General features: G+C 64.5%; 16 protein-coding genes. 8 read left to right on the top strand and 8 right to left on the bottom strand.

Annotated elements, in window-relative coordinates; translation table 11 throughout:
- Positions 1 to 31: 31 nt before the first annotated feature.
- Positions 32 to 853, bottom strand: a complete 822-nt coding sequence (gene dapD / locus PF049_12670; GenBank protein WBY16426.1) for a 2,3,4,5-tetrahydropyridine-2,6-dicarboxylate N-succinyltransferase — start codon at positions 851 to 853, stop codon at positions 32 to 34.
- A gap of 178 nt (positions 854 to 1,031) precedes the next feature.
- Between dapD and PF049_12665 the strand changes: the two genes are divergently transcribed.
- Entirely contained in the window at positions 1,032 to 3,440 is a 2,409-nt protein-coding gene (locus PF049_12665) for a S8 family serine peptidase (GenBank protein ID WBY16425.1), read from the top strand.
- A gap of 24 nt (positions 3,441 to 3,464) precedes the next feature.
- Here PF049_12665 and PF049_12660 read toward each other — a convergent pair whose 3' ends face one another.
- The 4 genes from PF049_12660 to PF049_12645 form a co-directional block, all read right to left on the bottom strand.
- Positions 3,465 to 4,550, bottom strand: a complete 1,086-nt coding sequence (locus tag PF049_12660; protein ID WBY16424.1) for a phosphotransferase family protein — start codon at positions 4,548 to 4,550, stop codon at positions 3,465 to 3,467.
- Positions 4,550 to 5,650 (bottom strand): Zn-dependent alcohol dehydrogenase, encoded by a 1,101-nt coding sequence (locus tag PF049_12655; protein WBY16423.1) that lies wholly within the window; start codon positions 5,648 to 5,650, stop codon positions 4,550 to 4,552. The genes PF049_12660 and PF049_12655 overlap by 1 nt, the downstream gene beginning before the upstream one ends.
- Positions 5,650 to 6,993: an acyl-CoA dehydrogenase family protein gene (locus PF049_12650; GenBank protein ID WBY16422.1), complete on the bottom strand. Its 1,344-nt coding sequence runs from the start codon at positions 6,991 to 6,993 to the stop codon at positions 5,650 to 5,652. Before PF049_12650 ends, PF049_12655 begins: the two co-directional genes overlap by 1 nt.
- A gap of 93 nt (positions 6,994 to 7,086) precedes the next feature.
- Entirely contained in the window at positions 7,087 to 8,583 is a 1,497-nt protein-coding gene (locus tag PF049_12645; protein ID WBY16421.1) for an MFS transporter, read from the bottom strand.
- Positions 8,584 to 8,870: 287 nt separating this feature from the next.
- On the opposite strand from PF049_12645, the gene PF049_12640 reads away from it, so the two are divergent.
- The 3 genes from PF049_12640 to PF049_12630 all read left to right on the top strand — a co-directional run bounded on the left by PF049_12640 (position 8,871) and on the right by PF049_12630 (position 12,119).
- Positions 8,871 to 10,064: an acyl-CoA dehydrogenase family protein gene (locus tag PF049_12640; protein ID WBY16420.1), complete on the top strand. Its 1,194-nt coding sequence runs from the start codon at positions 8,871 to 8,873 to the stop codon at positions 10,062 to 10,064.
- A 92-nt stretch (positions 10,065 to 10,156) separates the two neighbouring features.
- On the top strand, positions 10,157 to 11,296 hold the full coding sequence (locus PF049_12635) for an acyl-CoA/acyl-ACP dehydrogenase (protein WBY16419.1): 1,140 nt from the start codon (positions 10,157 to 10,159) through the stop codon (positions 11,294 to 11,296).
- A gap of 16 nt (positions 11,297 to 11,312) precedes the next feature.
- Complete coding sequence (locus PF049_12630; protein WBY17927.1) at positions 11,313 to 12,119, top strand: SDR family NAD(P)-dependent oxidoreductase; 807 nt, start codon at positions 11,313 to 11,315, stop codon at positions 12,117 to 12,119.
- Between the two features lie 31 nt (positions 12,120 to 12,150).
- Here the strand turns inward: PF049_12630 and gmk are convergent, their stop codons facing one another.
- From gmk to PF049_12615, 3 genes are all read right to left on the bottom strand, one after another.
- Positions 12,151 to 12,810 (bottom strand): guanylate kinase, encoded by a 660-nt coding sequence (gene gmk, locus PF049_12625; GenBank protein WBY16418.1) that lies wholly within the window; start codon positions 12,808 to 12,810, stop codon positions 12,151 to 12,153.
- Between the two features lie 95 nt (positions 12,811 to 12,905).
- Positions 12,906 to 13,313, bottom strand: coding sequence for a hypothetical protein (locus PF049_12620; GenBank protein ID WBY16417.1), 408 nt, complete (start codon positions 13,311 to 13,313; stop codon positions 12,906 to 12,908).
- Positions 13,314 to 13,375: 62 nt separating this feature from the next.
- On the bottom strand, positions 13,376 to 13,879 hold the full coding sequence (locus PF049_12615; protein ID WBY16416.1) for a ClpXP protease specificity-enhancing factor SspB: 504 nt from the start codon (positions 13,877 to 13,879) through the stop codon (positions 13,376 to 13,378).
- A gap of 86 nt (positions 13,880 to 13,965) precedes the next feature.
- On the opposite strand from PF049_12615, the gene hisB reads away from it, so the two are divergent.
- From hisB to hisF, 4 genes are read left to right on the top strand one after another with little or no spacing between them, the layout of a single operon-like run.
- The gene (gene hisB, locus PF049_12610) at positions 13,966 to 14,559 is read left to right on the top strand and encodes an imidazoleglycerol-phosphate dehydratase HisB (GenBank protein ID WBY16415.1); all 594 of its coding nucleotides are present in this window, start codon (positions 13,966 to 13,968) and stop codon (positions 14,557 to 14,559) included.
- Positions 14,552 to 15,172, top strand: coding sequence for an imidazole glycerol phosphate synthase subunit HisH (gene hisH / locus PF049_12605; protein WBY16414.1), 621 nt, complete (start codon positions 14,552 to 14,554; stop codon positions 15,170 to 15,172). The genes hisB and hisH overlap by 8 nt, the downstream gene beginning before the upstream one ends.
- 13 nt (positions 15,173 to 15,185) lie before the next feature.
- Positions 15,186 to 15,911, top strand: a complete 726-nt coding sequence (hisA, locus tag PF049_12600) for a 1-(5-phosphoribosyl)-5-[(5-phosphoribosylamino)methylideneamino]imidazole-4-carboxamide isomerase (GenBank protein WBY16413.1) — start codon at positions 15,186 to 15,188, stop codon at positions 15,909 to 15,911.
- Positions 15,908 to 16,678: an imidazole glycerol phosphate synthase subunit HisF gene (gene hisF / locus PF049_12595; protein ID WBY16412.1), complete on the top strand. Its 771-nt coding sequence runs from the start codon at positions 15,908 to 15,910 to the stop codon at positions 16,676 to 16,678. The genes hisA and hisF overlap by 4 nt, the downstream gene beginning before the upstream one ends.
- The last annotated feature ends 3 nt before the right edge of the window (positions 16,679 to 16,681 follow it).

Genomic DNA, 16,681 nt, shown 5'->3' with positions numbered 1-16,681 from the left:
GTTAAACGCGATCCTGCTGACGCGGTTCCGGTCAGTCCCGCAGCAGCTCGTTGATACCGGTCTTGGCGCGGGTCTGTTCGTCCACCGTCTTGACGATCACGGCGCAGGCGAGGGCGGGGCCGCCCTTGTCCGAAGGCAATGTGCCCGGCACGACCACGGAATAGGGCGGGATGTGTCCGCGAATGACCTCGCCTGTGTCACGGTAGACGATCTTGGTCGACTGGGTGATGAAGGTCCCCATCGCCACCACCGCGCCTTCGCCGACGACCACGCCTTCCACGATTTCCGAACGCGCGCCGATAAAGCAGTTGTCGCCGATGATCGTCGGATTGGCCTGCAACGGTTCCAGCACGCCGCCGATTCCCGCACCGGCAGAGATGTGGCAGTTCGCACCGACCTGCGCGCAGGAGCCGACGCTGGCCCACGTGTCGATCATCGTGCCGTCACCGACATAGGCGCCGATATTGGTAAAGCTGGGCATCAGGACCACGCCCTTGCCGATGTGGCTGCCCCTGCGCACGATGGCGCCGGGAACGACGCGGAACCCCGCGGACCGGAACGCCGCATCGTCCCATCCTTCGAACTTGCTCGGCACCTTGTCGAAAGCCGGTGCCCCGACCGCGCCTTCCATCACGCCGTTGTCGCGCAGGCGGAACGAAAGCAGGACCGCTTTCTTCAGCCATTGGTTGACGGTCCAGCCCCCTTTGCCGTCAGGCTCTGCCACGCGTGCTTTGCCGCTATCGATGAGGCCGATCGCCTCTTCGACCGCCTTGCCGACCGTTTCGTCCCCGGCCTTCAGATCGTCGCGATTGTCCCAGGCGGTTTCGATCGTGCTGGCCAAGGTGTCGGTCATTTCGGCAATCCTGTTTTCGAGGGGTGGCGCGGCCGGGTGGCCGCATGTGGCCTTGCTGCTAGCCACGCGGCCGCGGACCTGCAAGACACACCTGACAGGCCGCCGCGCCCTGCAGGCTTCAGTATCGCCGGGAAAAGCGTTAAGGAAGTTGTCAACGGTAGTCTGCGAATGTGTTGGCATGAGAGGAAAAAGCCCGTCACCAGCGGCGACCCTTCGCGGGGCGAACCGTCGCACACCGCTGCTTCGCATCCTGTTTCTCGGCTGCGCGAGCGCTGCATTGGCAGCATGCGGAGGAGGGGGCGGGGGCAGCTCCATCAGGACGCCGGCACCGCCGCCATCGCCGGCGCCCGCACCCCCGCCATCGCCAACGCCGGCGCCGCCGCCGACTGATTTCGACACTGCCGAGGTCGCCCGTTCCGACGGGCCGCAGCAGCATGACGCGATTTCCGTCTGGGAAGCGGGCACGACCGGGGAGGGCGAACGGATCGCCATCATCGATACCGGCATCGATCTCGACAATCCCGAATTTGCCGGACGCATAGACTCGCGCTCGACCTATGTCGCAGGAACCGGCAACGCCCAGGATGTCGATGATCACGGCACCCATGTCGCACTGGTAGCCGCCGGCGCTTTCAACCAGCGCGGCGTCGTCGGCATCGCGTTCGATTCCCAGATCCCTGCCCTGCGTGCGGACAGGCCGGGAACCTGCAATGACAGCAGCGATGCCTCGCTGGATGGCTGCCGGTTCGCCGAAGCCGATCTCGCCAACGCGGTCGACCGTGCGCGCAACGCCAATGCGACCGTCATCAATCTGAGCCTTGGCGGCAGCAATCCGGGACAGCGCCTGCGCGAAACCGTGTCGCGTGCCGCTGCGGACGGGATCGTGATTGTCGTGTCCGCCGGAAACGATGGCGGATCGAGCGAGCCGGGCATCGATCCGGACAATCCGGACCGCTTCGCAACCGGCCTGCTGGAGGTTGGCGGAGACAATGTCATCATCGTCGGGTCGGTGGACGAGAACAACAATTTCTCCGACTTCAGCAATGCAGCGGGTGACTTTGCCGGTTCGTTCATCGCGGCGCGCGGTGAGGAGATCTGCTGCATTTACGAAAACGGCGAACTGCGGAGGACGGCACGCGATGGCCTGAGCTTCGTGACCGTCTTTTCCGGCACCAGTTTCGCCGCACCGCAGGTGTCGGGCGCGGTGGCCCTGCTGGCCCAGGCATTCCCCAACCTGACCGGGGCCGAGATCGTGGAGATCATTCTCGAAAGCGCGCGCGATGCCGGGGCTGCGGGTTCCGACACCATTTACGGGCAGGGCATTCTCGACATCGGGGCGGCCTTCGCCCCCATCGGCACCACCCGGATGGCAGGGAGCGCGACGAGCCTGCAATTGGCCGACGACGCCGCCATCGGCTCTGGCGCAATGGGCGATGCGCTGGCAGCAACCACGCTCGATACCATCGTGCTGGACAAATACGACCGCGCGTTCGGGTTCAAGCTAGGGTCGCGCCTTCGCGGAGCCTCGCCCGAACCGCTGCTGCACGGTGTCGTCGGCAGCAATGGGAGGCGAGTGGCCGCAGGAAGCGACAGGCTGTCGCTGGCCTTTACCGTTGGCGCGGCAGGATCGGCAGGTGACGGGACGGCGCTGCAGCCCCTCAGGTTGACGCAGACGCAGGCCGACGGCGCGCGCGTGCTGGCCGGGCGCCTGTCGCTGGCCGTCGCCGACGGAACGCGGGCCGGCCTTGCCTTTGGTGAACGCGGCGAAGCGCTCGCGGCGGATCTGCAGGGGCGCGAACGGCCCGCTTTCCTAATTGCACAGGATACCGGCAGCGACACCGGTTTCGCTCGCACGGGGAAGATGTCGCTTGCGGTGCGTCACGAACTTGGACCGGTCGGCATGACCGTCGGTGTTTTGTCGGGAGAGGCCATCCTCGGCGCAGCGCGGCGCGGTGCGGACGTTGCATCGCGCAGGTTCGAGCGGTTCGGCACGCAAGGCGTGTCCATGTCGCTCGATCACCGGACAGGCCCGTTGACGGCGGTCCTGGGCGCTAGCCTTCTAGGCGAAGACCGAACGATCCTGGGTGGATACTGGCATGATGCCTTTGGCGTGTCCGGGGCGGATACGCTTTTCCTGGATGGCGCGCTCGGGCTGGACGCAGGGGATGGTTGGCGCATCGGCTCGGCGTTCAGGCAGGGGATCACCCGCCCGAGAGGCGGGGGCATGCTGGCACCGGGCGCCACGATCAGCAGCAATGCGTTTTCCCTGGATGTGGCGAAAAGCGATGCCTTCACGAAAGGCGACGCCATCGCACTGCGTTTTTCGCAGCCGCTGAGGGTCACGGGTGGCGGGCTCGACCTGATCCTGCCCGTCGCCTACGATTACGCAGCGGAGAGCGCTGTCTACAACGTAGAGCGGCTGTCACTCGCTCCGGCAGGGCGAGAAATGATGGGCGAACTCAGCTGGACGGGAAGCGTCCTTGGCGGGGCGTTCATCAGCAGCATCTATCTTCGCAGCCAGCCCGGGCATTACGCCGACGCGCCTGACGATGCCGGGTTGGTGCTGCGCTGGAACCGGCAGTTCTAGCGCAGCACCGTAGTAATCCAGCAATCAGTCCAGCCCGGCCTGTTTCGCAAAGGCGTAGGCGTTCTGGACAAGGGGCGTCACCCGCTCGCTCATCTGCTTGGCATGGGCGCTGCTCGCCGTGCCGTCGATGACGCGTTTCTTGATGCCCTGGATGATGCCTGCGAGCCGGAACAGGTTGTAGGCGAAATACCATTCCATCGGCGGAACCGGGAAGCCCGTACGCTCGACATAGCGGCCGACCGCCTCGTCGACCGACGGAATGCCGAGCCCCTCGATATCGAGCCCGCCAAGCCCGGCGCGCCCATCGGCAGGGTTGTACCAGTTCAGCATGAGGTAGCTGAAGTCCGCGACGGGATCGCCCAGGGTGGACAATTCCCAGTCCAGCACCGCGATGACACGGTTCTCGTCAGGGGCGAAGATCATGTTGTCGAGCCGGTAGTCGCCGTGGACGATACCGCTGGCATGCTGCGGCGGGATCGTTTCGGGCAGCCATTCGATCAGCCGGTCCATTTCCGGAATGGTTTCCGTTTCCGACAGCTTGTACTGTTTCGACCAGCGGGCGATCTGCCGGGCGCAGTAGTCTTCCGACTTGCCGAAATCGCCGAGGCCGATTTCCTCCGGCTTCTTCAGGTGGAGATCCACCATCGTGTCGATCATCGCGAAGTAGATTTCGCGCCGCTCTTCCGGCGTCTGCTTCGGCAGGGCACCGTTCCACAGCGAACGCCCGTCGGCGAGGCTCATCACGAAGAACTTGGAGCCGAGCACGTCCGGATCCTCGCACAGCCCGAAGGTTCGCGGAACGGGGAAACCGGTCGGGTACAGCCCTGTCATCGCCTGATATTCGCGGTCGACCGCATGGGCGGAAGGCAGCAGCTTGCCGAAGGGCTGGCGTCGCAACACGTAGGATGCGCCCGGCGTGTCGATGCGATACGTGGGGTTGGACTGACCGCCCTTGAACTTGGTGTAGCTGATGGGGCCTTCATACCCCTCCACGTTCTGTTCGAACCAGGCGGTCAGGGCGTCCATGTCCAGCCGGTCGCGGTCCTCGACCTCGACCGTGCCGACCATCTCCTTTTCGTAGTCGATCGCGTTGTCCTGTTCCCCGGCCATCAGTCGAACACCACCACGCTGCGCGCGCTCGTGCCTTCGCGCATCTTGTCGAAGCCGGCATTGATGTCTTCCAGCTTGATCCGCTCGGCAATGATGGTGTCGAGATCGAGCAGGCCGCGCATGTAGAAATCGACGAGGCGCGGCAGGTCGACCGGGAAGTGGTTCATCCCCATGATCGCGCCCATCAGTTTCTTGCCGCCGAGCAGGTCCATCGCGCCGAGGCCGACCTTGCAGTCCAGCGGCATCATGCCGAGGATGATGGCCGTGCCGCCGCGCCGCAGCGACGCGACCGCGAGGTCTGCGCTTGCCTGACGGCCGACAGCCTCGATCCCCCAGTGGACACCGCCGCCGGTCAGGGCGACGATCTGCTTGGCAGCATCGTCGGCCAGCGCATCGACCGTGTGGGTCGCGCCCAGCACCTTCGCCAGTTCGCGCTTTTCCTCCAGCGGATCGGCGGCGATGACCATGCCTGCCCCGGCAATCTTTGCAGCGTTGATCGCGGCAAGACCGACACCGCCGCAGCCCACGACCAGCACGGTCTCGCCCGGCGTTACGGCAGCCGCATTGAAGATCGTGCCGGCACCCGTCGTCACCGCGCAGCCGATGACGGCGGCGCGGTCCAGCGGCATGTCCTTGTCGATGGCGACGCAGGCATTCTCGTGGATCAGCATCTGCTCGCTGAAAGCGGACAGGTTCAGCATCTGGGCCACGGGTTCGACCCCGCCGGAACCGTCGGCGCGGGTAATGCGCGAAGGTTCGCCCTTGCCCCGGCGGGTGTTGGCCCCGAGGCACAGCGCCATGCGGCCGGTGACGCAGAATTCGCACTGGCCGCAGAACGCACTGAGGCAGGAAACGACGTGGTCGCCCGGCTTCACCGTGCTGACTTCGCTGCCGACAGCGCGGACCACGCCCGCTGCCTCGTGCCCGGGAATGGCGGGCAAGGCGTGGGGATAGGACCCGTCGATGAAGTGCAGGTCCGAATGGCACAGGCCGCAGGCCTTGGTGTCGATCAGCACTTCGTGGGGGCGGGGATCGGCGAGTTCCACCTCGCCGATCACCAGTCCCTCACCCGGTTTTTCCAGGATTGCTGCCTTTGCCATCAGCGCGTCGCCCCTACGTCACCGCTCGACATCGCACCGGCGCTGCCGGCACTGGCAGCATGGGCGTTGCCGCCGCGAAGGGCATTGGCGGTTTCGCTTTCCTGCGGCACGTGCTTGCCGAACTCCATGCGCGCGATGGAGCGGGCGTGGACTTCGTCCGGGCCGTCTGCAAGGCGCAGCGTGCGCTGGTGGGCATAGGCGTTGGCAAGGCCGTAATCGTTCGACACGCCGCCGCCGCCATGGGCCTGGATGGCATCGTCGATGATCCGCAGGGCCATGTTCGGTGCCTGCACCTTGATCATGGCGATTTCCTGCTTGGCCGACTTGTTGCCGACCTTGTCCATCATGTCGGCGGCTTTCAGGCAGAGGAGGCGGGTCATGTCGATGTCGATGCGGGCACGCGCGACGCGCTCTTCCCAGACCGAGTGCTTGTAGATCGGCTTGCCGAACGCTTCGCGCTCCTGCAGCCGCTTGCACATCTTCTCCAGCGCTTCCTCGGCAACGCCGATCGTGCGCATGCAGTGGTGGATGCGGCCCGGCCCGAGGCGCCCTTGCGCGATCTCGAAGCCGCGCCCTTCGCCCAGCAGCATGTTGGTCGCAGGGGCGCGCACGTCCTTCAGCTCGACTTCCATGTGGCCGTGCGGTGCATCGTCATAGCCGAAGACGGGCAAGTGACGGATGACATTCACGCCTTCGGCATCGGTCGGCATCAGGATCATCGACTGCTGGGCGTGGCGACCGGCATTGGGATCGGTCTTGCCCATGACGATCGCGACCTTGCAGCGCGGATCGCCGAGACCGCTGGACCACCATTTGCGGCCGTTGATGACGTATTCGTCGCCATCGCGTTCGATCCGGGTCTCGATGTTCGTTGCGTCGGAGGAAGCGGTGAACGGTTCGGTCATCAGGAAGGCGGAGCGGATCTCGCCGTTCATCAGCGGGGTCAGCCACTGGTCCTTCTGCTCGCGCGTGCCGTAGCGGTAGAACACCTCCATATTGCCGGTATCGGGCGCGGAGCAGTTGAAGACTTCGGAGGCAAAACCGATGCGGCCCATTTCCTCGGCGCACATGGCATATTCGAGATTGGTGAGGCCCGGACCTTCGAATTCGTAGGTCTCTTCCACATGGTGGTGGCCGTCATTGCGCGGCGGCATGAACAGGTTCCAGATGCCCTGCGCCTTGGCCTTTTCCTTCAGTTCCTCGACCACCGGGATGACTTTCCACCGGTCGCCTTCGGCGTCCTGTTCGAGATAGGTCGGCACGGCCGGGCGAACGTGGGATTCAATGAAATCCTTCACGCGGTCGCGCCAGTGGCGCTGGCGGTCTGTGGGTTCGAAATCCATGGGAAAGCATCCTTCTTTGTGAGTCGTTTTATCGTTCGTGTGGAGCGACCGTGGCAGAGCCGTGCGGCCGCGCCAAGGCGTGAATTCAGGGGTTCATGGGGTTATCGCATGTCCATCGGGGTCGGCGCGGACCGCCTGGTCCAGCGGTGGCGGCGGGGCTGCCGGACCGGATGTGGAGCGCCCGCTTTCGCGTGCAGCGATCCGCGCTTCGTGGTCTGCTCGGCTGATCGGGAAACGCGCCAGCCAGAATGCGGCGAGTAGGCCGAGAGCAACCCCGGCGGCGAGATAGATCAGGGCAAGCTTGCCGACCGCGTCGGCGGCAACTGCGTCCTGCGGCGTGCCCTGTTCGATGCCGAGCGACTGAATGATCAGGCTGGTTACCAGGATGCCGACGCCGGTGGCGCATTTCTGCACCAGCCAGTTGCCGGAATAGAAAGTCGCCTCTGCCCGCTTGCCGGTCCGCTCTTCATGCGCCTCGACGATTTCCGCGACCATCGAAGTGGCCGAGATGATGCTGACGATGGAGCCGGTATTGGCCACCACCAGCATCGCCAGCAGCGGCGCGGTAGAAGCGGTCGTCCCGGTTTCCGGCCAGGCCCCCAGCAGGAACGCGACATAGGGCGAGAAATAGAAGACGAGCGAGACAATCGCCCCCATCGCTGCGGACCGCGGCTTGCCGAACCGGCGATGGAGCGGGCCGACGATGGCGAACATGATGAAAACGGATACCGCCAACACCGCCGGATAGATCTGGAAAGCCGTCTCGTCGAACTTCCAGATGTAATTGTTCACGTACTGAGTGACGGAGAAATTCATCCCCTGCGCCACGTAAGCGGCCAGACCGCCTGCGGCGAAGATCAGGAAGGCTTTTTCACGGAAGGCGTCGCCGATTTCGGAGAAAGCGCCGGAGAGCGAGAACGCTTCGGGCCGGGCAGGAGGGTATCCGGCAACGTAACGGTGCTGGCCGGCGGCGGAGCCTGCGACCGACAGGAAGATGAGCGTCGCGCCGAATATGCCCATCGTCGCATAGCCTTCCGGCTCCAGCTGGGATTGGGGGGTCGGCAGGAAGACCGTGAAGGCTAGGACCATCATGACCATCCCGCCCAGCCATCCGGACAGGAAGCGGAAGCGGAACAGCGTCGTTCGCTCGTCGTAATCGTCGGTGATTTCAGGGACCAGGCTGATCGAGGGAACCTCGCAGGCCGAAAGAAGCAGCCTTACCCCGACCGCGAGTGCAACGATTTCCCAGAATGTCGGCGTGCCGGTGACGGGCGGCGACCACATCAGGACCCACATGAGCGCCAGCGGGATCGGTGCAAGGTACAGCCACGGCAGGCGGCGGCCCCAGCGAGTGTAGGTCCGGTCCGACAGGTGTCCGATCATCGGATCGACGAAGGCATCAATGATGAGCGCGGTCGCCAGTGCAGCGCCGACCAGCCACGCTTCGACGCCCAGGACAAGATTGTAATAGGGCAGGAGGAAGAAGCTGAAGCCAAGGTCCTTCACCCCGAACGCGACCGCACCCGACCCGTGGATCAGCTTTAGCCGCAGGGGAAGCGGGTGCGGAAGACGTGACGCCGCGCCGCTCATCTGCATTCCGCAGAAGGCCGCAAAAGGGGCGCGACTCCGCCTCGTTTCAAGCTCTCTCCCATGCCTTCAAGCGTAGGCAAGTTAACGCGTCCGTCAACGCGCGAATGCCTTACGCTACGGCACGGCAGGCCTGCGGCATCGCGGAGAATTATCGCCCAAGCCTGCCCTTGCAGCGGGACGCCCAATGCGCTTAACGCTTACGTTAAAGAGAGGGCGATCCGCGCCCCGTTTCCATCCCCCGCGCCGCAAATGGCGACATATTGCGCAAGTATCACTGGAGAGAGTTCATGTCCGACCTGGAAGCGTTCCGCAGCGAAACCCGAGACTGGCTGGAGGCGAACTGCCCCGCCGAAATGCGCGAGCCTGTCCGCGACGATCAGGATGTCTACTGGGGCGGCCGCAAGGCGACGTTCAATTCCGACGCGCAGAAAGCCTGGTTCGATGCCTGCGTGGAAAAAGGCTACACGGTCCCCGCCTGGCCGAAGGAATATGGCGGTGCTGGCCTGAGCCCGGCAGAGGCCAAGGTGTTGCGCGAAGAAATGGCCCGCATCAATGCCCGGCCGCCGCTCAGCAGTTTCGGCATCTGGATGCTCGGCCCGGCGCTGCTGCAATTCGGCACCGAAGGTCAGAAGAAGCGCTTCCTCAACGAAATCGCCCGCGGCGAAATCCGCTGGTGCCAGGGCTATAGCGAGCCGGGCAGCGGATCCGATCTCGTGTCCATGCAGACCTTCGGCGAGGACAAGGGCGACCACTGGGTCGTCAACGGCCAGAAGATCTGGACCTCTTATGCCGACGAGGCGGACTGGATCTTCTGCCTCGTCCGCACGGACAAGGAAAACAAGTACCAGGGCATCACCTTCATGCTGTTCGACATGGCCGGCGAAGGCGTGTCGACGAAGCCGATCCTGCTGATCAGCGGCAACAGCCCGTTCTGCGAAACCTTCTTCGACGATGTGAAGGTCCCCAAGTCCTATGGCGAGGATTGCCCCGGCTATGTCGGCGAAATCAATCGCGGCTGGGACGTGGCGAAATACCTGCTGGGTCACGAACGCGAGATGATTTCCGGCGCAGGCGGCGGTGGCCACACCAGCACGATCGGTGCCGCGATGATGCGCCGGGCGAACAAGGATGGCGCCCAGCTCGATCCGGTACTGCGCGCGGAATTGGCGATGTTCGATGTCGACGCGCTGGCCTATGCCGCAATGGGCGAGAAATTCCTCGACGAGATCAAGGTCGGCAAGGCGCATCCTGCCCAGCCGAACATGATGAAATATGTCGGGACCGAATTGAACAAGCGTCGCCACGAGCTGATGATGTCGGCGGGTGGCAGCACGGCGCTGGAATGGGACAGCGAGGAAACCAGCGGCGGCAAGCCGGCTCGCAACTGGCTGCGCACCAAGGCGAACTCGATCGAGGGCGGAACCAGCGAGGTCATGCTGAACGTGATTTCCAAGCGTATCCTTGAACTGCCGGGGGCTTGAGCCACGCCACCATGTCGCCGGTCGATGCACCGGCGGATGTCTGAGAATTTTTGGCGCGGGGGGTGGCAGACCCCTCGCGAGCGGAGAGAACGATGCCACTTTACCACGACGACGATCAGGCCATGCTGGCCGACAGTGCCAGCCAGTTCATGGCCGAAGAAGGCGCGATCAAGAAACAGCTGCGCCACTGGCGGGACCGCGATTGCAAGGATGGCTTCGGCCACGGCTTGTGGAAGCAGTTCGGCGAAATGGGTTTCACCGGCATCCTGGTGGACGAGGACGATGGCGGGCTGGGCATGGGCCATGTCGAGGCTGGTATCGTGCTGGAGGAAATCGGCCGGAACCTGACGCCGTCGCCGTTCCTCACCAGTTCGGTCCTCGCCGCCACGGCGCTGAAACATGGCGGTTCGGACGTGAAGGGCCGATACCTGCCTGGCCTGGTCGCCGGCGAAAGCGTATTCGCGGTCGCGATCGACGAGGGCGCGAAGCACAACCCCGATCGCATCGCCTGCAAGGCGGAGAAGTCGGGCAACGGCTTCAAGCTGTCGGGCAAGAAGGACTACGTCGTCTATGGCGGCAGCGCCGACATGCTGGTGGTCGCGGCGCGCACTTCCGGCGGGGACGCGGACCAGGACGGCATCACCCTGTTCGCCGTGCCGAAGGACGCGGCAGGCATGAACCACGAGGCCGTGCGCCTCGTCGACAGCTCCATGGCCACCCACACGACCTTCGACGGTGTCGAACTGGATGGCGATGCGGTGATCGGCGAAGTCGATGGCGGACGTGAAATCCTGAACGCGATGCTCGATGCGGGCCGTGCCGGTTCCGCTGCGGAAGGCTGCGGCGTAGCGCGCGGGGCGTTCGACATGACGGTCGACTACCTGAAACAGCGCAAGCAGTTCGGCCAGTTGATCGGGGAATTCCAGGCCCTCCAGCACCGGGCCAGCCATCTGTATTCCGAAGTCGAGATCGCACGGGCCGTGACGATCAAGGCGCAGCAATTGCTGGACGGGAATTCCGAAAATGCATCGCTGATGGTGTCGGTGGCAAAGGCGAAGGTTGCCAAGGCTGCCGGTCTGTCGGTCAAGGAAGGCGTCCAGATGCATGGCGGCATCGGCATGACCGACGAATACGACATCGGCCTTTACATGAAGCGCGACCGCGCATTGCAGGAATTCCTGGGCGACCAGTATTTCCACGCCAACCGCGTCGCGCAGCTCAGCGGATATTGAGGGAGACGATCCGATGATGAAATTGAACGAACTGTTCGGGCTGGAAGGCAAGATCGCGCTGGTCACCGGCGGCAGCCGCGGAATCGGCAAGATGATCGTGGAAGGCCTGCTCGAGGCCGGCTGCGCGAAGGTCTACATCGTCGCCCGCAAGAAGGAGCAGGTCGACGAAACCAGTGCGGAACTGGGCGAGAAGGTCATCGGCCTGACCGGTGACCTGTCGCAGATGGACGGTATCAAGGCGCTGGCGGACGACCTCGCGAGCCGCGAGGACAAGCTTGACCTGCTGGTCAACAATGCGGGCGCTGTCTGGGGCGAACCGTTCGAGGATTTCACCGAAGCGGGCTGGGACCGCACGATGGACCTCAACGTGAAGACCCCGTTCTTCCTGACGCAGAAGCTGCTTCCCCTGCTGAAGGCCGCCGGCACGAAGGATCGCCCGGCCAAGGTTCTGATGATTGCCAGCATCGACGGGATGAAGAGCAATCCGTGGCCGACCTACCCCTACCAGGCGTCGAAAGCGGGTCTTATCCATCTGACGCGGCGGATGGCTGCCGAACTGGTCGGACACAACATCATCGTGAATGGCATCGGACCCGGCGCATTCCCCAGCGCCATGAACCGTGCCGCCCGCGACAATGCCGACATGGTGGAAAAAGGCATCCCCTCGCGCCGGGTCGGTGTGACGGAAGACATGGCGGCAGGCGCAATCTACCTGCTCAGCCGCGCTGGCGACTATGTCGTCGGCACGACCATTCCCATCGATGGCGGCGTGGTGAACGCCAATATCGGTGCAGGTAACTTCGTGGATCCCTCGGGCGACTGACGCCCGGGGGTTTCCCCTTTCGGCTAAATTCTTATTCGGTCAGTTCGCGCACGAACGGGATCAATCCCGTCTGGCGTGTGCGGCGCATGCGCTCCGCGTGCAGGATTTCGCTGACCTTGTGGAAGCAGTCGTCCAGATCGTCATTGATGACGACGTAGTCGTATTCGGCCCAGTGGCTGATTTCGGCCTTGGCGCGTTCCATCCGCGCATCGATGATGTCCGGTGCGTCGGTGCCGCGTCCTTCGAGCCTCTCGCGCAGGGCCGCGATACTGGGCGGCAGGATGAACACGCTGACCGTGTCCTGCTGGTCCTTCTGGTAGAGTTGCTGCGTGCCCTGCCAATCGATGTCGAACAGGAAATCCTGCCCTTCCTTCAGCGCGTTGCGGATATGCCCCTTGGGCGTGCCGTACCGGTTGCCGAAGACGTGCGCCCATTCGTAGAAGTCGTCGTCATCCACCATCCGGTCGAATTCGGCATCGGACACGAAATGATAATGCACACCGTCCACCTCGCCCTCGCGCGGGGCACGGGTCGTGGCACTGACGGAAAGCTTGATCTCGTTATCCGCGGTCAGGAGTTTGCGCGCAATCGTCGTCTTCCCCGCGCCGGAAGGGGAGGACAGGATGAACATCAGGCCCCGGCGATGGAGCGTGTCGGACTGCGAGTCTGGAATGCCGTTTGCCTTGGTCATGGTGGCTCTTGCCCCCACGCGCGCAGGGAAATCAAGCGCTGCTGTCAGACGATCTGCAATCCCGGAGGTCTACGGCCGGTGCAGCTTGCGCCCGATCAGTCGTCCCGCGCCTGTTCCAGCAATTCGCGGTCGCCTTCCAGCCGGGCCTTTCGGGCGCGGCCCCGGTCGAACAGGGTTTTTGCGACCAGACCACCGCTGACGATGACCGCACCGGGCAGCGATCGCGTAGCAAGCTTGGCAAGGGCGAAGCTGGCGACCGTTTTTTTCAAGGAGCGATTGGCGACGATTTCCGACGCGGTCTCGCTGCCATACCGGCCCTTCAGGAACCCCTTCTCCACCGCGCCGCGCAGCAGGTACGACCCTGCTCGCATGGCAACATCGGCCATGATGACATTCGTCGCGGGATTGACGGACGGGCCGGGCACGTGCCGACGGTTGCCGCGTGTGCGCCTGCGCACCTTGTCTACCGCGTCTGCCCCGTATTCCTCGACATGCTTGACCATCTGACCCTCCTGTTGTCCGGACCGCTGCCTGTGCCACCCCGGTCCGCAGAAGGGAGGCGCTCCTAGCTCTTGCGGCCGAAATCCACCGTGACGACGTTGGAGCCGTCTTCGCTCTCTGTAACGGGCGCGGTGCCTGCCTGTTCCGCCTCGTCGTTTTCGGGTGCCTCGTGTTCTTCCGGGCTCATGTCGGCGACGGTGGCCTGGAACTGCAGCCCGAAATCGACAGCCGGATCGACGAAAGCGGTGATGGCGGCATAGCGAATATCCAGCTTCGCCGGCATCTGGTTGAAGCTGAGCCCCACGCTGAAGCCATCATCCGTTACCACCAGGTCCCAGAACTTGTTCTGCAGGACGATGGTCATCTCGTCCGGAAACCGCTCGCGCAGATGGGGCGGGATGTTGACGCCGGGAGCCTGCGTCTTGAACGTGATGTAGAAATGATGTTCTCCGGGCAGCTCGTTCGGGCCCCGGGCAATTTCCCCGAGCACGCGGCCGACGACGGCGCGCAGGGCCTCCTGCACGATCTCGTCATAGGGGATCAGGCTGTCTGGTGTGTTGTCGCTCATATCGCGGCAACTCGTGGCGTCGGCAGGCGCGCGGGTCAAGCCGGAAAGCTTGCCTGCCTGTGGTGAGGGCCTATAGCGCGCTCGTTATGCGAACAGGCACAATCAGCCGCGACACCGCCGAAACGAAGATCCTGGTCGAGGTCGATCTCGACGGGACCGGCACGTACGATGTCTCGACCGGCATCGGTTTTCTCGATCACATGGTGGAACAGTTCAGCCGCCACTCCTTGATCGACGTCACGATGAAGGTGGATGGCGACCTGCATGTCGACCAGCACCATACCACCGAGGACAGCGCGCTCGCGCTGGGGCAGGCCCTGGCAGCTGCGCTGGGGGACAAGGGGGGCATCGGACGATACGGAACGGCGCATTCGCCCATGGACGAGACGCTGGCGCGCGTTGCGCTGGACATTTCGGGACGCCCCTACCTCGTCTGGAAAGCCGGCTTCACGCAGGAAAAGCTGGGCGAATGGGATACCGAACTGATCGAGCACTGGTTCCATTCCGTCTCGCAGACGGCTGGGCTGACGCTCCATGTCGAACTGCTCTACGGAACCAACAACCACCACATCTGCGAGGCGATCTACAAGGGATTTGCCCGGGCGATGCGCAGCGCGGTCGAACTCGATCCGCGTAAAGGCGGGGCCATTCCCAGCACCAAGGGGCAGCTGGGTGGCTGAGACGGTCGCCCTGATCGATTACGGGGCCGGGAACCTTCATTCGGTAGAGAACGCGCTCAAGGCAGTCGGGGCAGACGTCCTGGTCACGGCGGATGCCGGCGCGGTGGCGTCTGCTTCCCGGATCGTGCTGCCGGGCGTTGGCTCCTACGCCGCCTGCATGAAGGGGCTGTCAGCCATTCCCGACATGACGGAAACGCTGGCAGAACGCGTGCTTTCGAAAGGGACGCCCTTTCTCGGCATCTGTGTCGGCATGCAATTGATGGCGACGCGCGGGCTGGAGCATGGCGCGCATCCGGGCCTTGGCTGGGTTGGCGGCGATGTCGCGCCCCTGCAGGCGAGCGCCGACGTGAAGGTCCCGCATATGGGCTGGAACCGCGTCGAACCGGTCGGCGAACCCTCGCTTGTCGAGCCGGGGGAGGCGTATTTCCTCCATTCCTACGCCCTTCGCTATGCGGGCGAGGGGCAGGCCTCCGTCTGCGCGGCGACCGATCACGGCGGGCCGGTGGTGGCCGCAGTCCAGACCGGCACGGCGCTGGGCGTCCAGTTCCATCCTGAAAAGAGCCAGCGCTACGGGCTCGACCTGCTTTCCCGCTTCCTCGAATGGCGGCCTTGAAAAGGATTCCGGCGTGATCGTATTTCCCGCAATCGACCTGAAGAACGGCGAAGTAGTCCGCCTCGCGGAAGGCGACATGGACCGGGCAACGGTCTATGGCGACGATCCTGCAGCGCAGGCGATGCTGTTCGCCGGGGTAGGGGCGAGCCATCTCCATGTGGTCGATCTCGACGGAGCGTTCGCGGGCGAGAGCCGTAACCGGGACGCGGTCGAAGCAATCGTGAAAGCCTTCCCCGGCAAGATGCAACTGGGCGGCGGCATCCGGGACCGGATCGCGGTCGAGGGCTGGCTGGCGCTCGGCGTCGACCGGATCGTGATCGGATCGGCCGCGCTCAAGGACCCGGACTTCGTTAAGGAAGCCGCGCGCGCCAATCCGCAGCGTATCGTTGTGGCCGTAGATGCGCGTGACGGCATGGTCGCGACCGAAGGCTGGGCGGAGGTCTCCGACGTGCCCGTCGCCGACATGGCGCGCCGGTTCGAGGATGCGGGCGTTGCCAGCCTGCTGTTTACCGATATCGGCCGCGACGGCCTGCTGAAGGGTTGCAATGTTGCAGCGACGCTGGACCTCGCCCGGGCGACCGACTTGCCGGTGATCGCCAGCGGCGGGGTTGCGGGTATGGAAGATATTCACGCACTTGCCGCCCATGCGGGCGAGGGGATCGAGGGCGTCATCACAGGCCGCGCACTCTACGAAGGTCGGCTCGACCTTGCCGAAGCGATCGGGGCGGCCGGCACATGACCGTCTGCGTTCGCGTCATTCCCTGTCTCGACGTTGCCGATGGCCGCGTGGTGAAGGGCGTCAATTTCGTCGACTTGAAGGATGCCGGCGACCCGGTCGAGCAGGCGCAGGCCTATGATGCTGCGGGGGCGGACGAGCTGTGTTTCCTCGACATATCCGCCACGCATGAGGGGCGGGGCACGCTGCTGGACATGGTCCGCCGCACCGCCAAAGTGTGTTTCATGCCGCTGACCGTGGGCGGCGGTGTCGCAAGCGTGGAGGACGCGCGCGCGCTGCTGCTGGCAGGGGCGGACAAGGTCGCGGTCAACAGCGCGGCGGTGAAGCGGCCCGAACTGGTTTCCGAAATCGCCGAGAAGATGGGCAGCCAGTGTGTCGTCGCCAGCGTCGATGCTCGCCGGACGGGCGAGGGCCGGTGGGAAATCTTTACCCATGGCGGCCGGAAAGCGACGGGCGTCGATGCTGTCGAACACGCCCGCAGGCTCGCCGGTCTCGGCGCAGGCGAACTGCTGGTTACCTCCATGGACGGGGACGGAACGAAGGCAGGATACGACCTCGAATTGACCCGGACCATATCCGATTCGGTGGATGTGCCGGTGATCGCCAGCGGCGGTGTGGGCACGCTGGATCACCTGGTCGAAGGCGTGACCCGAGGTCATGCGAGCGCGGTGCTGGCGGCCTCGATCTTCCATTTCGGGCAGCACACCGTGTCGCAGGCGCATGATGTCCTGCGCGCCGCAGGACTTCCTGTGCGTTCCGCGATTGCCTGACCC

It is taken from the genome of Erythrobacteraceae bacterium WH01K, from assembly GCA_027941995.1.
Lineage (GTDB): Bacteria > Pseudomonadota > Alphaproteobacteria > Sphingomonadales > Sphingomonadaceae > CAJXSN01.
Note: the sequence above shows the minus strand (reverse complement) of the source record. Positions and strands in the feature narration are given on the sequence as shown.